Genomic DNA, 21,820 nt, shown 5'->3' on the forward strand with positions numbered 1-21,820 from the left:
TTTTTAATATTGCCTTCTCTTCTTCCACTCGCCGCAGCTTGCGCTTCAGTTCCTGGATCTCACGCTGTTCCGGCGTCAGAGCCTCACCTTTCAGCGGCGCCTTGCCTGCCCGCTCAGCGCGAAGCCTGCGAACCCAATACTCCATGGTGGATTTGCCAACCCCCATGGCCTCACACGCCGCCTTCAGCGTGTAGCCCTGGTCGACCACGAGCTGGGCCGCTTCCAAGCGAAATTCCGGGCTAAACGTTCTCTTCTTCGTCATCATCTGCACCTGATTGTCTCTGTGAGCCATCATACACTCAAAGTCAGGTGGCCAGATTCACTGTGCCACTACACTTGGTGATCCAACGTAAACACTAAACCTTTGTAGGACGGAGGTTTTGACCCTTCCTCCCTACTGCCATTTCTGGGTTTCGGAGGGCGTCGCTGAAGTTCCATGAGATAAAGCGCTTGACCTAACACATGCACCTTGATGACAAGTACCCCGCGAAGAACCTTGGTCTGAGTATCCATATAGACCCAATTGGCCACGGACGTTTCTACCTCATCGTCTGTGCCGAAGGGTTCGAGGCTAATTAATCGAGGATCAGGGGACGTGCTGAAGCCGTCTTCAAAGGTATGAATCGCCCCTAGTTTCGTAGACACCTCTAAGCCTTAAAATGAGGCCCACTAGGAGGTGCCATGAGCAACCAGCGTTATTCCGAAGAATTCAAAATCCAAGCGGTCAAGCAAGTGACCGAAAAGCAGCTGCCTGTCTCGGAGGTGGCTGTACGATTGGGTGTGTCCGCGCACAGTCTCTATGCCTGGATTAAGCGCTACATTAAGCCCCAGAAACAGCGCGTCGAGGAAGATAATCAGCGCGCTGAGGTTCGTCGCCTACGTGCCGAGTTGAAACGGGTAATGGAGGAGCGAGACATCTTAAAAAAGGCCGCCGCGTACTTTGCCAAGGAGTGCGGCTGAAGTACGCCTTTATTAAACAGCAAGCGGGTCATTACGCGATTAGACGGCTTTGTCTGACGCTCAAGGTGCATCCTAGTGGCTACTACGCGTGGCTATCAAAACCAACATCTGAGCGAGCCAAGGACGATCAGCGACTGCTTGGGTTGATTAAACACTCTTGGCTAGAAAGCAGTGGTGTCTATGGTTATCGCAAGATCCATGATGACCTGCGAGAGGTTGGTGAGAGCTGTGGTCGTCACCGTGTGGCTCGGTTGATGCGCCTTGAAGGTTTACGTTCTCAAACGGGGTATCGCCGGAGGCCGGGGAAATATGGCGGTAAACCAGCCGTTGCCGCACCGAACTTACTGAAGCGCCAATTCGATGTCGGAGAACCGAACAAAGTCTGGGTCACAGACATTACCTACATCCGAACATATGAAGGCTGGCTATATCTGGCCGTGGTACTCGATTTATTTTCACGCCAGATCATTGGTTGGTCAATGAAGCCACACATGACCAGCGCCGTAGCGATTGATGCACTGCTGATGGCGGTTTGGAGACGTAAGCCAAAGCAAGAGGTGATGATCCACTCGGATCAGGGCAGTCAGTACAGCAGCTCAGACTGGCGAAGCTTCTTGAAAGCTAACAATCTAGTCGCCAGCATGAGTCGTCGAGGTAACTGCCACGACAACGCTGTGGCGGAGAGCTTTTTCCAGTTGCTAAAGCGGGAACGGATCAAGCGTAAAATCTACACTACACGCCAAGATGCTCGGGATGATGTATTCGATTACATCGAGATGTTTTACAACCCAAAACGACGCCACAGTTTCAACAATCAGCTGTCACCGGTAGAGTTTGAAAAACGTTACGTAGCGACCCTGGAGAGTGTCTAGAAAATCCGGGGCGATTCAATTCGTTGAAATGACACAACATCAATGATGTGAGTTTTCTCGCATGTTGAATCCACATCCTGTCGTTCTATCTTTAGAGTCTTTGCGCATAACGCCATTTGATGTGTTTTCAACAACTATATCAAATCTCATTTTTAAACCATTATTTGCGTGGAGTTAATTCCTCGTAGGTGATGAAATATGCACGGATAGTGTAATGCTTTACTATATTCATCCGCCCTAATAAAGGACAGCCAAGTATTATTTTCTTGGCCAGAAACGAGGGTAGGCACGATCACTTGGCTGCTATCTCATTGGAGGCTGGCTTCTAGCTAGGAAACTAAGGTGAGGGGCAGTATGTGTCCATGCGGTGCTATATATTCATATCCGGTAAGATGCACTCATATAACCCGTACGTCATCGCCTTCCAGCGTATGTCGGAAGTAAGGCAGATTGCCCGGTACGCGATCATTCAAAAACGCTGCCATATCGTGACGCACATCGGGATCAGCGTTCTCATTCAGCGTCAGTGATGCCGAGGTATGCAGAATTTGCACATGCATCAGACCGGTGGAAATGTTTCTGATTTCCGGAAGTTCATCGACAATTTCACGGGTGATCAGGTGAAAACCGCGACGTTTCGGGGCAAGTGTCAGCTGCTTGCGGAACCACATGGTGTGCTCCTGATGATAGGCATGGAAAGGATGGTCTCATCTTGAGCTATTTGCCGCTGTTATCAAAGTCATGTGCGCTGCATTGGCAACAATGGTGCTGTAATAGCCTGATGGGCTATCCCCTCTTAAGGCTCAAATGTGGTACAACTGCGCCCTCGAAGGACCGCGGTGGCCAGTTGGTTAGCGTTAGCGCCCTCTTACTTAATTATGCCGCTGCGCGTTGACGCAACGGTGATCTGTCCAACTGCTGCGATCAACCATGACTGAAAGCTCTACTTCCTCCTCCCATACCTTCCAGCGTCGCCTCAAGAACCGGCATATCCAGCTGATCGCGCTGGGCGGGTCAGTGGGCACCGGGCTGTTTTTAGGCACTGCCCACACCATTTCTCTGGCGGGGCCCTCCATTCTGCTGGGCTATGCCATCGCTGGCGTAATTGCCTTTCTGATCATGCGCCAGCTGGCCGAGATGGTGGTCGAGCAGCCAGTGGCCGGCTCCTTCAGCCATTTTGCTCACCGCTACTGGGGGCCATTTGCCGGCTTTGCCGCAGGCTGGAACTACTGGGTGCTCTATATCCTGGTGAGCATGGCTGAGCTGACGGCGGTGGGCAAGTACATGCAGTATTGGTGGCCCGAATTGCCGTCGTGGATATCGGTAACGGCGTGCTTCGTAATCATCAACGCGATCAACTTTCGCCACGTCAAACTGTTTGGCGAGATGGAGTTCCTGTTCTCGTTGATCAAGATCATCGCGATCGTGGCGATGATGGTGTTTGGCCTCTATCTCTTGATCAGCGGTACTGGTGGACCGCAGGCTTCATGGTCGAACCTGTGGGCAGTTGGGGGCTTTTTTCCGCATGGCGTGAGCGGCCTGCTGCTGGGCCTGGCAATTATCATGTTCTCATTTGGTGGCCTTGAACTGGTAGGCATTGCAGCGGCAGAAGCCGATGACCCGACGCGGACCATTCCGCGCGCAACCAATCAGGTGATCATCCGTATTCTGATCTTCTTCATCGGTTCACAGGCGGTACTGCTGGCGCTGTTCCCGTGGAATCAGATCGCGCAGGGCGGTAGCCCCTTCGTCATGATCTTTGCGGCGCTGCATTCGCCATGGATCGCCACTGCACTCAATATCGTGGTGTTGATCGCAGCGCTATCGGTCTATAACAGCGCCACCTATTCGACCAGCCGCATGCTCACGGGGCTAGCGCGTCAGGGCGATGCGCCTCACTTTTTAGGGCGCTTGAATGCCAAGGGGGTGCCGGTCAATTCTCTCTGCGTCTCTGCGCTGGCGAGTGCCGTTTGCGTGTTGATCAACTACCTGATGCCTGATCGCGCCTTCGAAGTTCTGCTAATGCTGGTCACGGCTTCACTGACGCTCAATTGGCTGTTTATCAGTATCACCCACCTGAAGTTTCACCACGCCATGCAGCGTGGGCGGCACTCCACACGGTTTCCCAGCCCGCTACAGCCGTGGACCAACTACCTGTGTCTCGCTTTTCTGTGCGGAATTCTGGTGATCATGGCCTGTAGTGAGGAGATGCGTTTGGCTGTGTGGCTGCTACCGCCCTGGCTGGTGGTGCTGGGCGTCGCCTACCGCCTTCGCGCTCGCGGGGCTTCTGCCCAGGGGTAGGCACATCTGGGCCTCCTTCGCTGTCGGAATATTTACTGTCGAAAGGACACGCTCGTTACAGGCGGTAGTGGGGGAAGGAGCGGGCGGTGATGTTCTCCGCCCGAAAGCAAGCAGAGGGTCAGTGATCTTTGAGCTGGCTGTCCTGTGACCACAGCGCCGAGCGCACGTCCACCTTGCCCGGCAGCAAACGGGCGGCAGTGAAGGTGTCGGCCACCTGCTGCTGTTCGTCGTATACCCGGTTGCTCATCCGCTCGACACCAAAGGGCGCGTGTCCCAGAGCCTTCTGCCAGATAGCGGTTTCGAGTCCGGTCGCTTTCGATAACAGTGTGGCGACTTCGCTCTGATGGCTATTGGCCCAATCGCTGAGCGACTGTAGCTCGCTGATGAAGGCTTTGGCCGTATCGGGGGAGCCATCCGCGAAGGTGCGGCTGGCGAGATAGAAGCTGTAGTGGGGTGCCAGCCCCGTAGCGTTGGTAATTGGACGCGCCCCCGCGTGAGCTTCGGCTTCGCTGAGAAAGGGGTCCCAAATGGCCCAGGCATCAACGGCACCGCTTTGGAAGGCGGCGCGTGCGCTGTCGGGTGTCAGATAGACCGGCTGAATATCACTGTAGCCAAGTCCCGCCTTTTGCAATGCCTTCAGCAGCAGATAGTTGACATCCGAGCCTTTATTGAGCGCCACGCGCTTGCCCTTCAACTCCTTCACCGAGTGAATATCGGAGCCTTGAGGCACGATGATCGCTTCGGTTTCAGGATTGGCCGGTGAATGCCCCAGATAGACAAGATCCGCCTGAGCAGCCTGTGCAAAAACAGGTGGGGTATCGCCTGTCGCGGCCACATCAATGCTGCCAAGATTGAGCGCTTCAAGCATCTGCGGGCCTGCCGCAAACGGCACCCATTTGACCTGAATACCTCGCTTCTGGAAGGCTTCATCCAGCGTGCCGCGGGATTTCAGCAGCTGGAAGATATTGGCCTTCTGATAGCCCACGGTAAGGGTATGCGGGGGTGCGGCGAGGGCGGAGCTGCTGCTCGCTCCCATCGCGATAGCGAATAATCCGGCGGCGACCGGAGCATAGTGTTTAATGCTGACGTTCATAAGCGTCCTCCTGACCATTTGCTCTAGCCTGGGGGAGCGCGCTGTCGGTGGGAAATATAAAAAACGCCGCTGTTATGCAGTTAAAGAATATGCCGCTATCCAGGCCATTTTTTCTACCCGATTCTGAATTGTTGTCGAGTTGCTGGTCGCGTTAGGTGAGCTGAAGGAGCCATAAGGAAGTTCGGGCCGATAATGTTCCCATTCCTTCCTTGATTATGTAGCGAATAATCAACAGCGCCTTGAACGTGGGCTATTGGCGTGCAAAAGGCAGCCTTACCGTGCTTCCTATCTACTAAGGTCGCTATCAATGGGGAGTACGGTGGGGCAGCGCATGAGTGGCGCAGGGTGTAACATAACCCTGTTATACGCTCTTGAATTGCGCGGCTTCGGTATCACGCTTTGTTAGCGCGTACGGCTACAAGCAGGGTTCGCTGGAGTGGCGGCAATGCCATTGAGCATCACAGGATTTTGATCACCACGAAAATACCTTGGTTAGGGGGATAAGATGAGCAACACCCGCATTGAGAAGGACAGCATGGGCGAACTGGAAGTGCCTGCAGATGCGCTATACGGTGCCCAGACGCAGCGCGCGGTCGATAACTTTCCCATCAGCGGTCAACCGCTGCCGGCTGAGCTGATCAAGGCAGTGGCGCGCGTCAAGCTGACCGCTGCGCAGGTGAATCTTGATCTGCAACTGCTCGACAGTGCGCGCGCTGAAGCCATTATCAGCGCTGCCCAGAATATCATTGACGGCCAGTACGCAGACCAGTTCCCGATTGATATCTTCCAGACCGGGTCAGGTACCTCAACCAACATGAACGTCAATGAGGTGATTGCTCATCTTGCCTCTACTGATGACGTGACGGTCACTCCCAACGACCACGTCAATATGGGGCAGAGCAGTAACGACACCATTCCCAGCGCGATTCACATCTCTGCGGCCCTGTCGATCGAGCATCAACTGCTCCCAGCGCTGCAAACCCTGCATGCTGCCATCGAGAAAAAAGCGGCCAGCGTCGAGCATGTGGTTAAAACCGGCCGTACCCACCTGATGGATGCGATGCCGATTCGCATGAGCCAGGAGCTGCTGGGCTGGGCCGATCAGATTGCCCAGTCGATCAATCGCATCAAGGATGGTCAGAAGCGCTTGCTGCGTCTGGCCCAGGGCGGTACTGCGGTAGGCACCGGTATCAATGCGCACCCTGAATTTGCCGAGCGCTTTGCGAACCGTCTGAGCGAAGCGACCCAACTGTCATTCGTGCCCAGCGACAGCTTCTTCTCGGCACTGTCGTCGCAGGATGCGGTGGTAGAAGCCTCGGGTCACTTGAAAACGCTGGCCTGCGCAGTATTGAAAATCTCCAACGATCTGCGCTGGATGAACTCCGGCCCGCTGGCGGGTCTGGGTGAAATCGAACTGAAAGCGCTGCAACCGGGCAGCTCCATCATGCCGGGCAAGGTGAATCCGGTGATTCCTGAAGCCGCTGCTCAGGTGGCTGCCCAGGTTATCGGTAACGATGCAGCCATTACCATTGGCGGTCAATCGGGCAACTTCCAGCTCAACGTGATGCTGCCGATGATCGCTCATAACCTGCTGTCGTCGATTACGCTGCTCTCCAATACGCTGCCGCTTCTGGGCGAAGCGATTCTTGAGTTCACCGTGCGCGAAGAGAATATTGAAGCGCCGCTGGCGAAAAACCCGATTCTGGTGACTGCACTGAATCCGGTGATTGGCTATTTGAAAGCGGCTGAAATTGCCAAGAAAGCATACAAGGAAGGGCGCCCCATCCTTGAGGTGGCGAAGGAAAACTGTGATGTGTCTGAAGAAGATCTGCGTCGTCACCTTGATCCAGCCTTGCTGACCAAGGGCGGCATTCAGGATTAACGAAAGCCTCTCGCGTTAGCAAACACTCCGTCTCTGTCTTTCAGAGCGGGGTGTTGTTGTATTCCGTTATCGCACTTGCCAGACCGTGTGTTCTCTCGTGGCAATCCTCCACAGTGAACGTTATGCGAGCGGTAGCTATCAAGACTATTAGGGAAGCAGCTCACCCCTCGTCAGTTTGCGGTACAGAATGCGGTACAGCAGGGAGGGAGTGCCAAAAAGCCTCACTGGTCAGCAAAACCAGTGAGGCTTTTTGATTGATAACCGCGCAATCTGAATACGCTGGAGGCCAGCGCCCTGACACTTCAATAAAAGTGCGTTTTGTGGCGGTTAGCCGCTCTAGCGTTTCTTAGTGAACCGAGGCGGCTGGTTGTGCTTCGCTGCTGGCGATTTTCTGGTGCAGGTAGTCGGCGACGCGCTGCTGCGCAGGCCGGTCCAGATGCACCTTGAGTTTGGTGCGACGCCACAGCACATCGTCCGCTTCTCGTGCCCACTCGTGTTCCACCAGATAGTCTATTTCGGCAGCCGTCAGGCCGGCACCGAAGCGCTCTCCCATGGCTTCTTCGCCGCGCTCCAGGAAGGTTTCGCACAGACGACCATAGCTGGCCGCAAAACGCTCGGCGGTCGAGGTTTCCAGCCACGGGAAACGGCGCTGCAAATCGCGCGCGTAGTCGAGACGGTTGCCAATGTCTCCGCCCGGCATCACGGCGTCGGCGGTCCACGGCTGGCCCATGTTGGGGAAGAAGGGCGCCAGTTTTTCCAGCGCCGATTCCGCCAGCTTGCGGTAGGTCGTGATCTTGCCGCCATACACGGCCAGCATCGGAGCACGGTTATCGTCGCCGTCGAGATCCAGCGTGTAGTCACGGGTCATCGCAGAAGGATCAGAGGATTCGTCATCGCACAGCGGGCGCACGCCTGAGTAGCTGGTTACCACCTGGTCACGCGTGAAATCGGCCTTGAAGTGCTCGTTCAGTACCTTGATTAGATAGTCGGTCTCTTCATCACTGATGGTGATCGAAGAAGGATCACCGTGATAATCGACATCGGTCGTCCCGACGATGCTGTACTCCTGCTGCCAGGGCAGCACGAAGACAATGCGCTTGTCGCTGTTTTGCAGAATATAGGCGCGATCATCGGTGTTGATGCGCGGCATGATCAGGTGGCTGCCCTTGACCATCTTGATGCCAAGGTTGGGCTTGCGCGAAGAGTGTTCGCGAATGAATGAGGTGACCCATGCGCCGGCGGCATTGGCGATGGCGCGAGCGCGACGCTCGAAACGCTCGCCGGTGACCGTGTTTTCGAGAGTCAGATGCCACACTCCCTCCTGTTCACTGGCACCCACACAGCGGCTGCGGGCGAGAATTTCAGCCCCTTTCTGCTGTGCTTGCAGCGCATTCAGTACCACCAGGCGCGCATCGTCTACCCAACAATCAGAGTATTCAAACCCCTTGGTGATCGAATCGACCAAGGGGCTTTGACCGCCGAATTCGCGGGTGAAGTTCAGCGTTTTGCTTGAAGGCAGCGTGGCGCGGGGGCTGAGGTGGTCATACAGGAAGAGGCCAGCGCGCAGCATCCAGGCCGGACGCAGGTGCTTCTGATGAGGCAGGATGAAGCGTAGCGGCCACACGATATGGGGCGCTTTCTTCAAGAGCACTTCACGCTCGTGCAGCGCTTCGCGTACCAGGCGGAACTCCTTGTATTCCAGGTAACGCAGGCCGCCATGAATCATCTTGCTCGATGCCGATGATGTGTGGGAAGCGAAGTCGTCCTGTTCGCAGATCGCGACACTCAGGCCGCGGCCAGCAGCATCGTTGGCGATACCGACACCATTGATGCCACCGCCAATGACAAAAAGATCAAGAAGTTGACTGTCTGACATAAAAGCATCTCCACACGGGATTCGGCAGGCGGCGGTCTGGCAAAGCGGTAGCGTTAACGACCTTGAAAGCGCCTGATCACAAGAGTGAGTGCGGTTTAAACGAACGTCTTTGTTCGTTTTCGAACCACAATGGTTTCGAAAGCGAACATAAACCAAGGCGATAGCGTTATCAACCCTCTATTGGGGGAATAGATCGCGCTGTCAGTCGGCAATATGCAGCTCGACTTCGCTTGCCTTCAGCACGCGCAGCAGGGAATCGGACGGCATGGCATTGGTGAACAGCGCGTCGATCTGACCAATGTTGGCCTGCCTGACCAGCGCGCGGCGGCCAAACTTGGAGTCATCGGCGACCAAAAGCCGCCGCCGCGAATTGTTGATGATGGCCTGGGCAACGCGCACTTCCCGATAATCGTATTCGAGCAGCGAGCCATCTTCGTTATCAATGCCGCTGATTCCGATAATGCCGAAATCCACCTTGAACTGGTTGATGAAGTCGATGGTGGCCTCGCCAATAATGCCGCCGTCGTAGCTGCGCACCGTGCCGCCAGCAATAATCACATTGAAATCGTCCTTGGGTTGCAGAATGGAAGCGACGTTCAGGTTATTGGTGATGATCTCCAGGCCGCGATGCTCCAGCAGCGCGCGCGCTACCCGCTCGGTGCTGGTGCCAATGTTAATGAAAAGTGAAGCGTTATCGGGAATGGCCGCAGCGACCAGCTCGGCAATACGCTGCTTGGCATCGCTGTTCTGGCGCTGACGTGACAGGTAGGGCGCATTGGTGGTGCTCGACTCATCTCTTCCCGCGCCACCGTGCACGCGACGAATACGCCCATGGCTGGACAGATGGTTCAGGTCACGGCGGATGGTTTGCGGGGTGACTGAAAAGTGCGATGCAAGCTGTTCGATAGTGGCGTAGCCGCGTTCACTTACGATCTCGATGATCTGCTCATGGCGCGCTTCCTGACTTAGGCTGCGTTCGTGCATGGTCTCTCCACGGAGGGGCGTGCATGTGCGGTATGCACAGCTTGCCCGGCGAGTAATGAAGGGGGCTGCCCTGCTTTGAGCGGCCTTCGTTGCCGGTTGCGCAGGCTGCACATACCGGCAACGAAGGCTTGGGCAGCCGCTATAGGAAGAAGCTTATCGCTATTTCGGAAAACAACAAATAGTGAACGTGGTTTCAGTGCCCGGCACTGGCAGACCAGAGGTGGCCGGTCTTGTCACGCTGTGATGGTGCTTTTTTTAACTATCTGTTTTTGAATGATTTATTTTTGCGTAATGTGGCTTTAAGACCAAAGTATGTCGCTAAATGGGCGTTTATTACTGTGCTGACCCGAGCGGTTAAGGTAATTTCGTATTCGAAAAACAAAGCGGCTTCATGTTGCGGTAATGAACATTTGCGCAGCGCTCTTCTATCGGTTCACCCATCGTTCTTGCGTCATATGCAATGTCACAGCGAATAACGGTGAGGCTCAGTCAAAGAGATATAGCGCAGTCGATGTCAGGCCCGCCGCATCAAGTCATGGATCGTGGTTACGAGATGCATCTGCACGGGCGCCAAGGGTGCGCAGCAGTGAGGAGCAGTAATGAACAAACAATTTTTGGGCGAATTGATCTCGGAAGCAGTCGCCGTCTTCATCATTATTTCGTTTGGTGGGTCGGTTGCCGCAATGCTGATTCTTTATGATCCTAGTCCCTACGTGAATGCCTATTGGGGGGTCGCCATGTGCTGGGGGCTGGCGGTGACCATGGCCATTTACGCCACCGGCTCGGTAACGGGCACCCATGCCAATCCGGCAGTGACACTGGCGCTGGCGTTATACCGCAACTTTTCGTGGGGCAAGGTGTTACCGTATTGGGTGGCACAGGTGATTGGCGGCGTGATCGGGGCGGCATTGGTGTATGCGCTTTACTTCACCGTGATTGATCACTTCAATGAGACGCATCAGTTGACGCGTGAAGCTGGCGGTGCTGCGGGCGTGTTCTTTACCGCGCCTGGGCCTGCCATTACACCGATTCATGCGTTCTTTAATGAGATATTGCTGACCGGGTTTTTGGTATGCGGCGTTTTCGCCATTACCGAACGTTTCAATGAAGTCGCTCCTTCTGCGAACATGGGCGCGTTGATGATCGGTCTGCTGGTGGCGCTGATCGGTGCTTCGATGGGGTACCTGGAAGGCTGGGCGATCAACCCTGCTCGCGATCTTGGTCCGCGTATCTTTGCCTGGTTTGCTGGTTGGGGGCCTGCGGCGTTCCCGGCGGCCGGAAACTATTGGTGGGCACCGATTGCCGGGCCGTTAATTGGCGGCGTGCTAGGGGGGGCTGCCTACCAGCTGCTGATCTATCCTTTCTTGCCTGCGCGCCAGCGCGATTTGCTGCAAAGCGGCGCTACACACACCGCCGGTAATGTCACCGACTTTGGAGACCAATAATGGACAAACGTTACATTCTTGCTATTGATCAGGGCACCACTAGCTCTCGTGCCATTCTGTTCGATCACTCCGGTACGCCGATCGGCTCTGCGCAGCGTGAATTTACCCAGCATTTCCCCCAGTCGGGCTGGGTCGAGCACAACCCGCGTGAAATTATCACCAGCGTTTACACCACCATTACCGAAGTGCTGAACAATTATGACGTTCGCCCGGGTGATCTGGCGGGGGTCGGCATCACCAACCAGCGCGAAACCACCGTGGTGTGGGATCGCAAGACCGGTCAGCCAATCCACAACGCCATTGTTTGGCAGTCGCGCCAGACCAGCGGTGTATGTGACGAGCTGAAGGAGCAGGGCTACGAGGATCTGGTGCGCTCCAAAACCGGCCTGCTGATTGACGCCTACTTCTCCGGCACCAAGGTGAAGTGGATTCTCGATAACGTGGAGGGCGCTCGTGAGCGCGCCGAGCGCGGTGAGCTGCTGTTCGGCACCATTGATACCTGGGTGATCTGGAACCTGACCCACGGCAAGGTGCATGTCACCGATTACTCGAACGCCTGCCGTACCATGATGTTCAACATTCACACGCTGGAGTGGGATGACGAACTGCTGAAAATGCTCGATGTGCCGCGCGAGATGCTGCCGGAAGTACACAATTCCAGCGAAGTTTACGGCAAGACGCGCGGTGAGTATTTCTTCGGTGAAGAAGTGCCGATTGCCGGTATCGCCGGGGATCAGCATGCGGCGCTGTTCGGTCAGGCTTGCTATGACCCGGGCATGGTCAAGAACACCTACGGCACCGGCTGCTTCATGATGATGAATACCGGTGAAGAACCGGTTGAGTCGAACAATGGGCTGCTCACCTCGATTGCCTGGGGCATTGATGGCAAGGTCGAGTATGTGCTGGAAGGTTCCATCTTCGTCGCGGGATCGGTGGTTCAGTGGATGCGTGATGGCATGCGCATGCTGGGGCGCGCCAGCGACAGTGAAGAGTACGCACTGCGTGCTGGCGATAACGGCGGCCTCTATATGGTGCCGGCCTTTGTGGGGCTGGGGGCACCTCACTGGCGCAGCGATATTCGCGGCGCGGTATTTGGCATCACTCGCGGCACCAGCAAGGAGCAGTTCGTGCGTGCCGGGCTTGAGTCGATGGCCTATCAGACGCGCGATGTACTCAATGCGATGCTGGCAGATTCCGGACTGTCGCTGAAAGAGCTGCGCGTTGACGGCGGTGCGATCAGCAACGACTTCCTGGGACAGTTCCAGAGCGACATTCTCGATGTGTCGGTGGTGCGGCCCAAGGTGACAGAAACCACGGCGCTGGGTGCCGCGTATCTGGCCGGGCTGGCAACGGGCTTCTGGAAAAACCGTGATGAAATCAAGGCGCAGTGGGCGGCTGACAAGGTATTTGAGTCGGAAATCAGTGACGAGCAGCGCGACAAGCTCTACAAGGGCTGGCAGCGTGCGGTAGAAGCGACCAAGCTGTTTACCGTCGAAAACTGAGCATGTGCAAAGCGCGGTGTCGTTGATGCGGCATCGCGGGTGTATTGTCATGCAGGTCATTGCATTTCAACGAAAAACAAGTAGAATAGCGCAGCGCTCGCTTGGCCCCATATACGTCTGTATCGGCATTTGGGAAGAGCAGGCAGCAGCCATAGGACCATAGCTCAGTTGGTTAGAGCGCCACGTTGACATCGTGGAGGTCAGCGGTTCAAATCCGCTTGGTCCTACCAGCGCTTCATGGGTTTACCCACAGCGCCATAGGACCGTAGCTCAGTTGGTTAGAGCGCCACGTTGACATCGTGGAGGTCAGCGGTTCGAATCCGCTCGGTCCTACCAGTTTTCAGCCCCTTGCAGCCACACGGTTGCAAGGGGTTTTGTTTTGCCTGGGGATTTTGTTTTGTCCCGAGGATGCGCCACATTCCGGCTGAATGAATGGCCCCGCTACCTTTCTCCCGCGCATTCAGCGACAAACTGATCACGGAAATCGAGTAACCATTGGCGTCGCGAAAGAGCGATGTCCATGGCGGTTTCAGTGTGCAGGCTCTCCGTCAGCGTCAGCAGCTTGGTCTCGATATGATCGAGCGTATAGCGGCCATCGTCGAGAGGGCGATGTTCGGCAAGCGGGTCGGTGGGGTGGCTGAGCGCGCGTTGAAGTGTGCCACTGACGTAGAACATGCGTGCCAGGCCAATCGCGCCAAGCGCATCGAGCCGGTCAGCGTCCTGCACGATGTTGGCTTCGAGGGTGGCGGGAGCGATCCCTGCCGAGAAGCTGTGCGCTTCAATTGCGTGGGCAACGTCATCGAGCAGTTGGGCAGGAAAGTGATGTGCTCGCAGCACTCGCACGGCCTGCTGGGCGGAAAGACGCGACGCCTCGGCTCTATTAGGGTGATTCTTGGGCAGATTGACCAGATCGTGCAGGTAACAGGCTGCCAGCACCACCAGCGGCACCGCTTCGGGATGGGCGTGCAAAATGTGTTTGGCCGTCGCCCATACCCGCTCCAGATGGCCTGCATCATGGGCCGCATCACCATCAGTGTGTTGCGCCGCCATGGCTCGCAGCGGGGCTTGCCAGCGTGCCTGGGCCGCAGCGATATCATCCATGCTGACACCTCATTATTGCGCAGTACCTGTTCGTTGGATCAAAAGCCATGACTATACGAACAGCGGCAGCCGTGTCGCGTTGATAAATACCTCGCACAACGCTTCGATAGTCGCCTGATCTTCCTCGCTGAAGCGCTCAGGCAGCGGGCTATCAATATCGAGCACTCCCCATAGCTGGCCTTCGCTCACAATAGGAATCACCAGTTCAGAACGGGAGGCCGAGTCGCAGGCGATATGGCCGGGAAAAGCGTGTACATCGGCTACCCGCTGGGTACGGCGCTGAGTGGCAGCGGCTCCGCACACCCCTTTGCTGAAGGGAATGGGGTTGCAGGCGGGGTTGCCCTGGAACGGCCCCAGCGTGAGTAGCTGCGGCGAGCGTTGCAGGTAAAATCCTGTCCAGTTGAGCGACGCGATATTCGTGTGGATAAAGGCTACCGTTTGAGCGCTATTGGTGAGCCAGTCGTCGCTGTCCAGCAGCGCTTCGAGCTGGCGTGTCAGCAGGGTGGAATCCATTGCGTACCTCATGGGAAAACGTTTGGAATGCTGTCATGGCACGGTTGCCAAATAACAAAGGCCGCTCGATAGCGGCCTTCTCAGAGAAGCAGGCGGACGGCATGGAGGCTGCCCGCTGCGCTGAATTACTTCCAGCCGGGGATAGCCCCATCGCCGAACAGGTCGTGTGCCTTTTCGGCCACGTCGTCGGTCTGAAAGGCATCGACCAGATGGCGAATTTTTTCGTTCTCCTCATCACCCTTGCGCACGGCAAAGATATTGACGTAGGGCGAATCGGCATCTTCCGCGATCAGCGCGTCGCTAAGCTGTAGCCCGGCAGGTTCAGCGAAGGTGTTGTTGATGAACGCGAGATCCACGTCGTCAAGGGAGCGCGGGATCTGCGGACCTTCCAGCTCTTCAAACTTGAAGTGATGGGGGTTGGCAGTGATGTCATCGACCGACGCGGAAATATTGTTGGGATCATTCAGCTCGATCAGACCGGCTTTTGCCAGGATCAGCAGGCCGCGTGCGCCGTTGGCGGGATCGTTGGGGATCGCGATGGTCGCGCCGTCAGGCAGGTCACTGAGCGAATCATGTTTGGTCGAGTAGCCACCAATCGGGTAAATGAACGTGTGACCATTGGGCATCGCGGTCAGATCGAGGCCGCGATCCTTGATCATCGCATCCATGTAGGGCTGGCTCTGATAAGCATTGGTGTCAATGCTGCCGTCCGCCAGTGCCGAGTTCGGTGCAACATAATCGTTGAACTCAACGATATTCACGTTGAGGTTGTAGCGCTCCTTGGCGATCTGCTTGGCAACTTCCATCAGCTCTTCTTCCGGGCCGGCGATAACGCCAACGCTGACGGTGTTTGAATCTTCACTCTGACTGCCACAGCCGCTCAAAAAGGCGGTGATGGCCAGCGCTCCCGCGCCCAGTGCAATTCCCTTGATGGTCCTGTGCATGTGCTGTTCTCCCCTTGGGTGTAAAGCGTTATTGATCGTGTACTACGTGTGATGTCTTCTTCAGTGGCGCGTTCGGCGCACCAGCCAATCGCCCAGCATCTGGATGGCCTGCACCATAATGATAATGATCATTACAGTAACCAGCATCACCACGCTGTTATAGCGACTGTAGCCATAGTTAATCCCAATGGCGCCGAGACCGCCAGAGCCGACTGCTCCTGCCATGGCCGAATAGCCGATCAGCGTAATCAGGGTGATCGTGACCGCCGTAATCAGCCCGCCGCGCGCTTCCGGCAGCAGCACCTTGAAGATGATTTGCGCAGGTGTGGCGCCCATGGATTGTGCCGTTTCAATCAGGCCGGGCGAGACTTCATTCAGCGATCCTTCCACCAGTCGCGCCACGAAGGGAATGGCGGCAATGGTCAATGGCACAATGGCGGCACTCATGCCGATCGAGGAGCCGACCAGCAGACGAGTGAAGGGCACGATAGCTACCATCAGAATGATAAAGGGCACCGAGCGGCCAATGTTCACCACAATGCCGAGGATCGCGTGCAGCAGCGGCTGTCTGAGAAAACGGTCGGGGCGCGTTACATAGAGCGCGATACCCAGCAAGATGCCAATCACAATCGACATCACGCCGCTAACGGCGACCATGACAAGGGTATCCAGCGTCGCCTGGCCCAGGCGATTCCACATCGCTTCACTTAGTCCCAGCCACATGACCAATGACCTCCAGCGTAATATCCAGGGAAGACAAGTGATCAATCACTTGTTGCGTAGTGTCGGCATCGCCAATCAGCTCGGCGATCATCAGGCCCAGCGTCCAGCGCTGAATCGACTCGATGCGTGCTTCAATAATGCTGATATCAATATCGAAGGTGCGCGAGATATGGGAAATCAGCGGCTTGCTGACCTTGTCGTTGGCGAAGGTCAGACGCACCACCGGATGGCTGTGTTGAGGGGGCGCGCCATCAGGCAGCAGACGCTCTTTCAGTGAAGCCGGAATATCCAGCGACAGTTGATCGCTGATGAAGTGGCGCGCCGCCTTGCTGTCGGGAGAAGTGAAAAACTTGCCGACCGGTGCCGTTTCCACCAGCTTTCCGCCCTCAATCAGCGACACCTGATCGCAGATCGCTTTGACCACCTCCATCTCATGGGTAATCAGCAAAATGGTCAGGCCCAGACGCTGATTGATCTCCTTGAGCAGCTCAAGAATCGAGGTGGTAGTGTGCGGATCGAGCGCTGAGGTGGCTTCATCGCACAGCAGTACCTGCGGCTCGCTGGCGAGAGCACGGGCAATCGCGACGCGCTGCTTCTGGCCGCCGGAAAGCTGACTCGGGTAGCGCTCGCCCATCTGTTCAAGGCCGGTCAGCGTGAGCAGCTCACTGACCCGCGCCTTGATGGTAGGCCGAGGCGTTTTGGTCAATTCCAGCGGCAGCGCGATATTGGCCGCCACGGTGCGTGACTCCAGCAGGTTGAAGTGCTGGAAGATCATGCCGATGCGATGACGTGCCTGACGCAGACCAGCGGCGCTGAGCGATGTCAGCTCCTGACCGTTGACGACGACACTGCCGGAAGTGGGGCGCTCAAGCAGATTGACGCAGCGCACCAGCGTGCTTTTGCCGGCACCTGAAAGTCCGATAACGCCGCTGATGCTGCCGGCGGGAACTTCCAGATCAATGCCCTTGAGCGCGCTAACGGTGTGTTCACCACGGCCGTAGCTTTTTACAACATTGGATAGGGTAATCATGGGCCTTTATAAGAAGGACGCATAGGTAGGTGGCGTGATGCCACGACTGACAGGGCCGAAAGTACGGTGCAGGGCGGGATGCGCTGAAGGTGACGGTGAGTCACCGCGCGGAACGGAAAGCCATTCCCCGTTTAGCGATATTTACTGTGGCGCCCGCAAGCTGGGAACAAATCAGCGCCTGTCTTGAATGGCTAGGGATTGTAGGTATCCGTCTACGAGTCGTCAATCTGGCGACAGTGACTCGCTATGCCAGGGCGCTTTTGATCCATCAAATGGCGATGCCCTGACACGAAATCGGCCAGTCGTGCCACAATAATGGCATTCGCCCCTCTGGGGTTACGGTTGGAATATCAAGGAGGCACCGTGTTTACTGGCATTGTGCAGGGTATTGGCGAAGTGGTCGCCATTGATAGGCGTGACGGTCTGCATCACATTACGGTCGCGTTTCCCGACGGTCTGGAGCAGGGCGTCGAGCTGGGCGCGTCGGTGGCGCACAACGGCTGCTGTCTGACGGTAGTCGAGGTCAAGGGTAATCGCGTGGGCTTTGATGCGATGATTCAAACGCTATCACTGACCAATCTGGGCGAGCTGGAAGTGGGCAGCCGGGTCAATCTGGAGCGTGCCGCGCGTATTGGCGATGAAATCGGCGGCCATCTCACCTCCGGGCATATTGCAGGCACTGTCACGTTGAAGGAGATCGTCGAGCGCCCCAACAATCGCCGCCTATGGTTTGCGCTGCCGCCCGAGTTTGCGCCCTATGTGCTCGATAAAGGCTTCATCAGCATTGATGGTGCCAGTCTGACCATCAGCGAGGTGGATGATGGGCGCTTTAGCGTTGATCTGATTCCGGAAACCCTGGCGCGCACCACGCTCTCTACCCGCGTGCCGGGAGATCGCGTCAACCTTGAGCTTGATCCGCAAACGCAGGCAATTGTCGCGACCGTGGAGCGGGTGCTGGCTGGTCGTGCATCGTAATCTCTGATGAACGGGGTAGCGCGCGGCGCTGGGGAATCCTCATGAAGATACTTAAGCGTCGCCGCGTTTTCGCGTAAACTTGCCGCCATTGCGGGTTCTTGCAAAGATCGCGTTAAAGAATCAGCCACGCCACCTGGTCGCGGCGACCATTATTCGATGTTGAAGGCACGTCGTACGGTGTTTCCGTGCGTGCAGGAGAATTCTGTTGGAAGATACAAAAAGCGTCTACGGCGATTATATAAAGTCGGTTATTCGCACTGTGCGGGATTGGCCGGAACCGGGCGTTAACTTTCGCGACATTACGCCCGTACTGCAAAACAGCGCCGCATTCCGCAAACTGATTGATGGCTTTGTGCATCGCTATCAGGAAATGGAGATCGACGCGATTGCGGCGATTGATGCGCGCGGCTTTATTATTGGCGCACCGCTCGCTTATGAGCTGGGATGCAGCTTTGTGCCGGTGCGCAAGAAAGGCAAACTGCCCTTCAAGACCATCAGTGAAACCTACAAGCTCGAATACGGTGAAGCGACGGTTGAGCTGCACTCCGACGCCTTCCGCCCCAACGACCGCATTCTGGTCATGGATGACTTGATCGCTACCGGCGGCACCATGCTGGCCGCTGCCAGCCTGATCGAGCGTACCGGCGGCGTAGTGGTCGAGACGGCCGGTATCATTGATCTGCCCGAACTGGGTGGGTCAGACGCTATTCGTGCAGCAGGTCATAGTGTGTTTGCTGTGTGCAGCTTCACTGAAACGGAGTAATCGGCATGGCTAAAAGTGATCGTTATCAGCAGTATTTCACGGTCTCCTGGGACCAACTGCATCGCGATGTGCGCGAACTGTGTGAGCCGCTGTTGCATCACCACTTCAAAGGTATCGTCGCCATCGCACGTGGCGGTCTGATTCCCGCCGGTCTAATTGCGCGCGAGCTGGATATTCGGCTGGTCGATTCTCTGTGTGTCAAAAGCTACGACAACATGGAGCAGCACGACGACGTTGAGGTGCTGAAGGGCGTTGATCACGACGGTGAAGGGTGGCTGCTGGTAGATGATCTGGTCGATACCGGCAAAACCGCTGCGGCTGTACGTCGCATGTTGCCCAAAGCCCATTTCATTACCATCTATGCCAAGCCCGAAGGGCGAGCACTGGTCGATCAATACCACACCGAAGTGGGCCAGGATTGCTGGATTCAATTCCCCTGGGATACCGGTTTTTCCTACGTTGAGCCGCTGGTCGAGCGCCACCGTCGCGCTGATGCAGGCAAGAGCGGCGTCTAGGAGTGTCTATGTCCGTGCCGATGAGTGCCGATTGGCAAGCCGCGCTGCAAACTGAATTCGATGCGCCCTACATGGCGCAGCTACGCGCCTTTTTGAAAGCGCAGAAAGAGCAGCATCGGGTGATTTTTCCTCACTCCAGTGACTGGTTTCGTGCCTTTGAGCTGACGCCTTTGCATAACGTCAAGGTGGTGATTCTGGGACAGGACCCTTACCACGGGCCGGGCCAGGCCCATGGGCTCTGTTTTTCGGTGCGTCCCGATGTCACCATTCCGCCTTCGCTGGTCAATATCTACAAGGAATTGGCGGCTGATGAAGTGAACTTCACCCCGGTCAAGCACGGCTTTCTGGAAAGCTGGGCACGTCAGGGAGTGATGATGCTCAACAGCGTGCTGACGGTAGAGCAAGGCCAGGCGGGGTCGCACCGCAACCGCGGCTGGGAAACCTTCACCGATCGCGCCATAGAACAGATCAATCGCGAGTGTTCCCATGTGGTGTTTCTGCTGTGGGGCAGCTACGCGCAGAAGAAGGCTGCCTTCGTTGACCGCGAGCGCCATCTGGTTCTGCATTCGCCGCACCCGTCGCCGCTCTCAGCGCATCGCGGCTTCTTTGGTAATCAGCACTTTTCGAAGGCCAATGCTTTCCTGGCGCAGCATGGCATTGCGCCTATCGAGTGGCAGCTTCCCGCTGAGGTGGGCGCTGCTCGCTAACATTGGCGATTTAACAGACAGCCGGTGCGCTGGCGAGCTTCGCAGCGGCACCGTCACTTTATTTCAATAACGACGCGGCGTGATCGTCCGGTCATTCATCGGGATAGATGTCGAGCATTTTTTCGGAAAGTATCGAATTTCGGAAAGTCTCGAATGTTGCTTCACAAAGCCCCATGATGGATCGACGGTTCGCCGCGTCTTCCAGATTTTTCAGGATATCCTCATGAGCGTTCATGATATTCAGCACCCGCTGATCAAACACAAAATCGGACTGATGCGTGCCGAAGGCATCAGTACCAAGCATTTCCGCGAACTTGCCAGCGAAGTCGCGACGCTTCTGACCTATGAGGCCACCAAGCATCTTGAACTTGAAGAGCGCAGCATTACCGGCTGGACCGGTGATGCGCTGACGGTTGACAAGATCAAGGGCAAAAAGGTGACCGTGGTGCCGATCCTGCGTGCCGGCATCGGTATGCTGGAAGGTGTTACTACCCTGATTCCCAGCGCGCGTATCAGCGTGGTAGGGCTTTACCGCAACGAAGAGACGCTTGAACCAGTTCCTTATTTCGAGAAATTCGTCTCCGATCTGCACGAGCGTACCGCGCTGGTGATCGACCCGATGCTGGCGACCGGCGGCTCGGTGATCGCCACTCTCGATATGCTGAAAGAGCGCAACTGTCGGGATATCAAGATCATCGTGCTGGTGGCGGCGCCTGAAGGCATCAAGCGAGTGCTGGAAGCGCATCCTGATGTCGAGATATTCACCGCGTCGGTGGACGATCATCTTGATGAACACGGCTATATCGTGCCAGGGCTGGGCGATGCCGGTGACAAGATTTTCGGCACCCACTGATAAGATGGCCGCAGTCAGCGGCCGTTTTCATTCCTGCACTCTGTCATTTCTGAGCGATGAAGTGCTCAGCCGCTAATGGCCTGTGCAGTGCTCCTTCAGTGCCGCGTGGTAATTGCGCTGAATCCAGTTTTCTCGCTTAGAGGCGTCAGCAATGTCCTCGAACTCCCTGCTTTCATCACAGCGCCCCAGTATCGCCGCTGTTGTGCTGGCAGGGGGCGAAGGGCGACGCCTGGGGCGTGGCGAGAAAGCGCTGGTAGCGTTGGCAGGGCAGACCTTGCTGGAGCATGTCATTGCGCGAGTCGCGCCGCAGGTGGATAGCGTGGCGGTCAGTGCCAACCGAGCCTTCGAGCGCTATCGAACGCTGACAAACTATCCGCTCTTGCCCGACGCAGCAGGTGAGCAGCACCAAGGGCCATTGGCAGGAATTGCCCGTGCGCTCGATTTTTTTCCAGGCGTTGACTGGGTGTTGACGGTGCCGTGCGATACGCCGCTGCTGCCGGTCGATCTGGTAGAAATGCTGCTGGCGCAAGCCGCGCCTGAAAGTGAGTTGGTGTATGCCTGCGATGCTCAACGTGCGCACTATACGGTAGCGCTGTGGCGCCCCTCTCTTGCTAAACGGGTGCATCAGGCACTGGCGGGCGGTGAACGGCGGCTGTACCGCGTGATGGCGCAGTGTCGTGCTGTAGCGGTGCAGTTCGACGACAGTGCCGGTTTTACCAATGTAAACAGTGTCGAAGAATTGAACGCGGTCGCCGCACGTTTGGCAGCCGCAGGGGTGTAA

Annotated in this window: 21 protein-coding genes and 2 tRNA genes; 13 read left to right on the plus strand and 10 right to left on the minus strand. The window is 56.4% G+C overall.

Annotation, left to right across the window (positions count from 1 at the left end; genetic code table 11):
- A partial coding sequence (locus L881_RS0111620) for an IS3 family transposase (RefSeq protein ID WP_025731836.1) occupies positions 1 to 262 on the minus strand: 262 nt, incomplete at its 3' end.
- Positions 263 to 681: 419 nt separating this feature from the next.
- Between L881_RS0111620 and L881_RS0111635 the strand changes: the two genes are divergently transcribed.
- Positions 682 to 1,832, plus strand: a protein-coding gene (locus L881_RS0111635) for an IS3 family transposase (protein ID WP_156926557.1) whose coding sequence is annotated in 2 segments (ribosomal slippage) — positions 682 to 916 and positions 916 to 1,832 — 1,152 coding nt in all. Because the reading frame shifts where the segments join, the coding sequence is not laid out codon by codon here.
- Positions 1,833 to 2,230: 398 nt separating this feature from the next.
- Here L881_RS0111635 and L881_RS0111640 read toward each other — a convergent pair.
- Positions 2,231 to 2,503: a secondary thiamine-phosphate synthase enzyme YjbQ gene (locus L881_RS0111640; RefSeq protein WP_025733870.1), complete on the minus strand. Its 273-nt coding sequence runs from the start codon at positions 2,501 to 2,503 to the stop codon at positions 2,231 to 2,233.
- A 259-nt stretch (positions 2,504 to 2,762) separates the two neighbouring features.
- Between L881_RS0111640 and L881_RS0111645 the strand changes: the two genes are divergently transcribed.
- The gene (locus tag L881_RS0111645) at positions 2,763 to 4,133 is read left to right on the plus strand and encodes an amino acid permease (protein WP_025733871.1); all 1,371 of its coding nucleotides are present in this window, start codon (positions 2,763 to 2,765) and stop codon (positions 4,131 to 4,133) included.
- Between the two features lie 118 nt (positions 4,134 to 4,251).
- On the opposite strand, the gene L881_RS0111650 is transcribed toward L881_RS0111645, so the two are convergent.
- Positions 4,252 to 5,226: an aliphatic sulfonate ABC transporter substrate-binding protein gene (locus L881_RS0111650; protein ID WP_084055493.1), complete on the minus strand. Its 975-nt coding sequence runs from the start codon at positions 5,224 to 5,226 to the stop codon at positions 4,252 to 4,254.
- 505 nt (positions 5,227 to 5,731) lie between these two features.
- On the opposite strand from L881_RS0111650, the gene L881_RS0111655 reads away from it, so the two are divergent.
- Entirely contained in the window at positions 5,732 to 7,108 is a 1,377-nt protein-coding gene (locus tag L881_RS0111655) for a class II fumarate hydratase (RefSeq protein ID WP_025733873.1), read from the plus strand.
- Between the two features lie 346 nt (positions 7,109 to 7,454).
- On the opposite strand, the gene glpD is transcribed toward L881_RS0111655, so the two are convergent.
- Both glpD and L881_RS0111665 read right to left on the minus strand, forming a co-directional pair.
- Positions 7,455 to 8,984 (minus strand): glycerol-3-phosphate dehydrogenase, encoded by a 1,530-nt coding sequence (glpD, locus tag L881_RS0111660; RefSeq protein ID WP_034579651.1) that lies wholly within the window; start codon positions 8,982 to 8,984, stop codon positions 7,455 to 7,457.
- A gap of 201 nt (positions 8,985 to 9,185) precedes the next feature.
- Complete coding sequence (locus L881_RS0111665; protein ID WP_025733875.1) at positions 9,186 to 9,968, minus strand: DeoR family transcriptional regulator; 783 nt, start codon at positions 9,966 to 9,968, stop codon at positions 9,186 to 9,188.
- Positions 9,969 to 10,567: 599 nt separating this feature from the next.
- Here L881_RS0111665 and L881_RS0111670 point away from each other — a divergent pair.
- The 4 genes from L881_RS0111670 to L881_RS0111685 all read left to right on the plus strand — a co-directional run bounded on the left by L881_RS0111670 (position 10,568) and on the right by L881_RS0111685 (position 13,251).
- The gene (locus L881_RS0111670; protein ID WP_025733876.1) at positions 10,568 to 11,413 is read left to right on the plus strand and encodes an MIP/aquaporin family protein; all 846 of its coding nucleotides are present in this window, start codon (positions 10,568 to 10,570) and stop codon (positions 11,411 to 11,413) included.
- On the plus strand, positions 11,413 to 12,915 hold the full coding sequence (glpK, locus tag L881_RS0111675) for a glycerol kinase GlpK (protein WP_025733877.1): 1,503 nt from the start codon (positions 11,413 to 11,415) through the stop codon (positions 12,913 to 12,915). Before L881_RS0111670 ends, glpK begins: the two co-directional genes overlap by 1 nt.
- A gap of 153 nt (positions 12,916 to 13,068) precedes the next feature.
- Positions 13,069 to 13,145, plus strand: a tRNA-Val gene (locus tag L881_RS0111680).
- A 29-nt stretch (positions 13,146 to 13,174) separates the two neighbouring features.
- Positions 13,175 to 13,251, plus strand: a tRNA-Val gene (locus L881_RS0111685).
- Between the two features lie 105 nt (positions 13,252 to 13,356).
- Here the strand turns inward: L881_RS0111685 and L881_RS0111690 are convergent.
- From L881_RS0111690 to L881_RS0111710, 5 genes are all read right to left on the minus strand, one after another.
- Positions 13,357 to 14,016: an HD domain-containing protein gene (locus L881_RS0111690; RefSeq protein WP_025733878.1), complete on the minus strand. Its 660-nt coding sequence runs from the start codon at positions 14,014 to 14,016 to the stop codon at positions 13,357 to 13,359.
- 51 nt (positions 14,017 to 14,067) lie between these two features.
- Complete coding sequence (locus L881_RS0111695; protein ID WP_245587976.1) at positions 14,068 to 14,529, minus strand: GAF domain-containing protein; 462 nt, start codon at positions 14,527 to 14,529, stop codon at positions 14,068 to 14,070.
- 125 nt (positions 14,530 to 14,654) lie between these two features.
- A complete protein-coding gene (locus L881_RS0111700) occupies positions 14,655 to 15,473 on the minus strand; it encodes a MetQ/NlpA family ABC transporter substrate-binding protein (protein ID WP_025733880.1) in 819 nt (272 codons plus the stop codon).
- Between the two features lie 60 nt (positions 15,474 to 15,533).
- Positions 15,534 to 16,196, minus strand: a complete 663-nt coding sequence (locus L881_RS0111705; protein ID WP_034579654.1) for a methionine ABC transporter permease — start codon at positions 16,194 to 16,196, stop codon at positions 15,534 to 15,536.
- Complete coding sequence (locus L881_RS0111710; protein ID WP_025733882.1) at positions 16,177 to 17,226, minus strand: methionine ABC transporter ATP-binding protein; 1,050 nt, start codon at positions 17,224 to 17,226, stop codon at positions 16,177 to 16,179. The genes L881_RS0111705 and L881_RS0111710 overlap by 20 nt, the downstream gene beginning before the upstream one ends.
- A gap of 363 nt (positions 17,227 to 17,589) precedes the next feature.
- On the opposite strand from L881_RS0111710, the gene L881_RS0111715 reads away from it, so the two are divergent.
- The 6 genes from L881_RS0111715 (at position 17,590) to mobA (ending at position 21,820) form a co-directional block, all read left to right on the plus strand.
- Complete coding sequence (locus L881_RS0111715; protein ID WP_025733883.1) at positions 17,590 to 18,201, plus strand: riboflavin synthase; 612 nt, start codon at positions 17,590 to 17,592, stop codon at positions 18,199 to 18,201.
- Between the two features lie 205 nt (positions 18,202 to 18,406).
- Positions 18,407 to 18,964: an adenine phosphoribosyltransferase gene (locus L881_RS0111720; RefSeq protein WP_025733884.1), complete on the plus strand. Its 558-nt coding sequence runs from the start codon at positions 18,407 to 18,409 to the stop codon at positions 18,962 to 18,964.
- Positions 18,965 to 18,969: 5 nt separating this feature from the next.
- A complete protein-coding gene (gene gpt, locus L881_RS0111725; RefSeq protein WP_025733885.1) occupies positions 18,970 to 19,479 on the plus strand; it encodes a xanthine phosphoribosyltransferase in 510 nt (169 codons plus the stop codon).
- A gap of 8 nt (positions 19,480 to 19,487) precedes the next feature.
- The gene (ung, locus tag L881_RS0111730; RefSeq protein WP_025733886.1) at positions 19,488 to 20,186 is read left to right on the plus strand and encodes a uracil-DNA glycosylase; all 699 of its coding nucleotides are present in this window, start codon (positions 19,488 to 19,490) and stop codon (positions 20,184 to 20,186) included.
- 223 nt (positions 20,187 to 20,409) lie between these two features.
- The gene (upp, locus tag L881_RS0111740; protein WP_025733887.1) at positions 20,410 to 21,039 is read left to right on the plus strand and encodes a uracil phosphoribosyltransferase; all 630 of its coding nucleotides are present in this window, start codon (positions 20,410 to 20,412) and stop codon (positions 21,037 to 21,039) included.
- Between the two features lie 151 nt (positions 21,040 to 21,190).
- Positions 21,191 to 21,820 (plus strand): molybdenum cofactor guanylyltransferase MobA, encoded by a 630-nt coding sequence (gene mobA, locus L881_RS0111745; protein WP_025733888.1) that lies wholly within the window; start codon positions 21,191 to 21,193, stop codon positions 21,818 to 21,820.

The organism is Carnimonas nigrificans ATCC BAA-78 (assembly GCF_000526695.1).
GTDB lineage: Bacteria > Pseudomonadota > Gammaproteobacteria > Pseudomonadales > Halomonadaceae > Carnimonas > Carnimonas nigrificans.

Coding starts and splice junctions, on each gene's coding strand:
- L881_RS0111645 (WP_025733871.1), top strand. CDS start 2,763: ATGACTGAAAGCTCTACTTCCTCCTCCCATACCTTCCAGCGTCGCCTC.
- glpK (WP_025733877.1), top strand. CDS start 11,413: ATGGACAAACGTTACATTCTTGCTATTGATCAGGGCACCACTAGCTCT.
- L881_RS0111665 (WP_025733875.1), bottom strand. CDS start 9,968: ATGCACGAACGCAGCCTAAGTCAGGAAGCGCGCCATGAGCAGATCATC.
- L881_RS0111690 (WP_025733878.1), bottom strand. CDS start 14,016: ATGGATGATATCGCTGCGGCCCAGGCACGCTGGCAAGCCCCGCTGCGA.
- L881_RS0111695 (WP_245587976.1), bottom strand. CDS start 14,529: ATGGATTCCACCCTGCTGACACGCCAGCTCGAAGCGCTGCTGGACAGC.
- gpt (WP_025733885.1), top strand. CDS start 18,970: ATGGCTAAAAGTGATCGTTATCAGCAGTATTTCACGGTCTCCTGGGAC.
- upp (WP_025733887.1), top strand. CDS start 20,410: ATGAGCGTTCATGATATTCAGCACCCGCTGATCAAACACAAAATCGGA.
- L881_RS0111650 (WP_084055493.1), bottom strand. CDS start 5,226: ATGAACGTCAGCATTAAACACTATGCTCCGGTCGCCGCCGGATTATTC.
- L881_RS0111655 (WP_025733873.1), top strand. CDS start 5,732: ATGAGCAACACCCGCATTGAGAAGGACAGCATGGGCGAACTGGAAGTG.
- L881_RS0111670 (WP_025733876.1), top strand. CDS start 10,568: ATGAACAAACAATTTTTGGGCGAATTGATCTCGGAAGCAGTCGCCGTC.
- L881_RS0111640 (WP_025733870.1), bottom strand. CDS start 2,503: ATGTGGTTCCGCAAGCAGCTGACACTTGCCCCGAAACGTCGCGGTTTT.
- L881_RS0111700 (WP_025733880.1), bottom strand. CDS start 15,473: ATGCACAGGACCATCAAGGGAATTGCACTGGGCGCGGGAGCGCTGGCC.
- glpD (WP_034579651.1), bottom strand. CDS start 8,984: ATGTCAGACAGTCAACTTCTTGATCTTTTTGTCATTGGCGGTGGCATC.
- L881_RS0111710 (WP_025733882.1), bottom strand. CDS start 17,226: ATGATTACCCTATCCAATGTTGTAAAAAGCTACGGCCGTGGTGAACAC.
- L881_RS0111705 (WP_034579654.1), bottom strand. CDS start 16,196: ATGTGGCTGGGACTAAGTGAAGCGATGTGGAATCGCCTGGGCCAGGCG.
- mobA (WP_025733888.1), top strand. CDS start 21,191: ATGTCCTCGAACTCCCTGCTTTCATCACAGCGCCCCAGTATCGCCGCT.
- ung (WP_025733886.1), top strand. CDS start 19,488: ATGTCCGTGCCGATGAGTGCCGATTGGCAAGCCGCGCTGCAAACTGAA.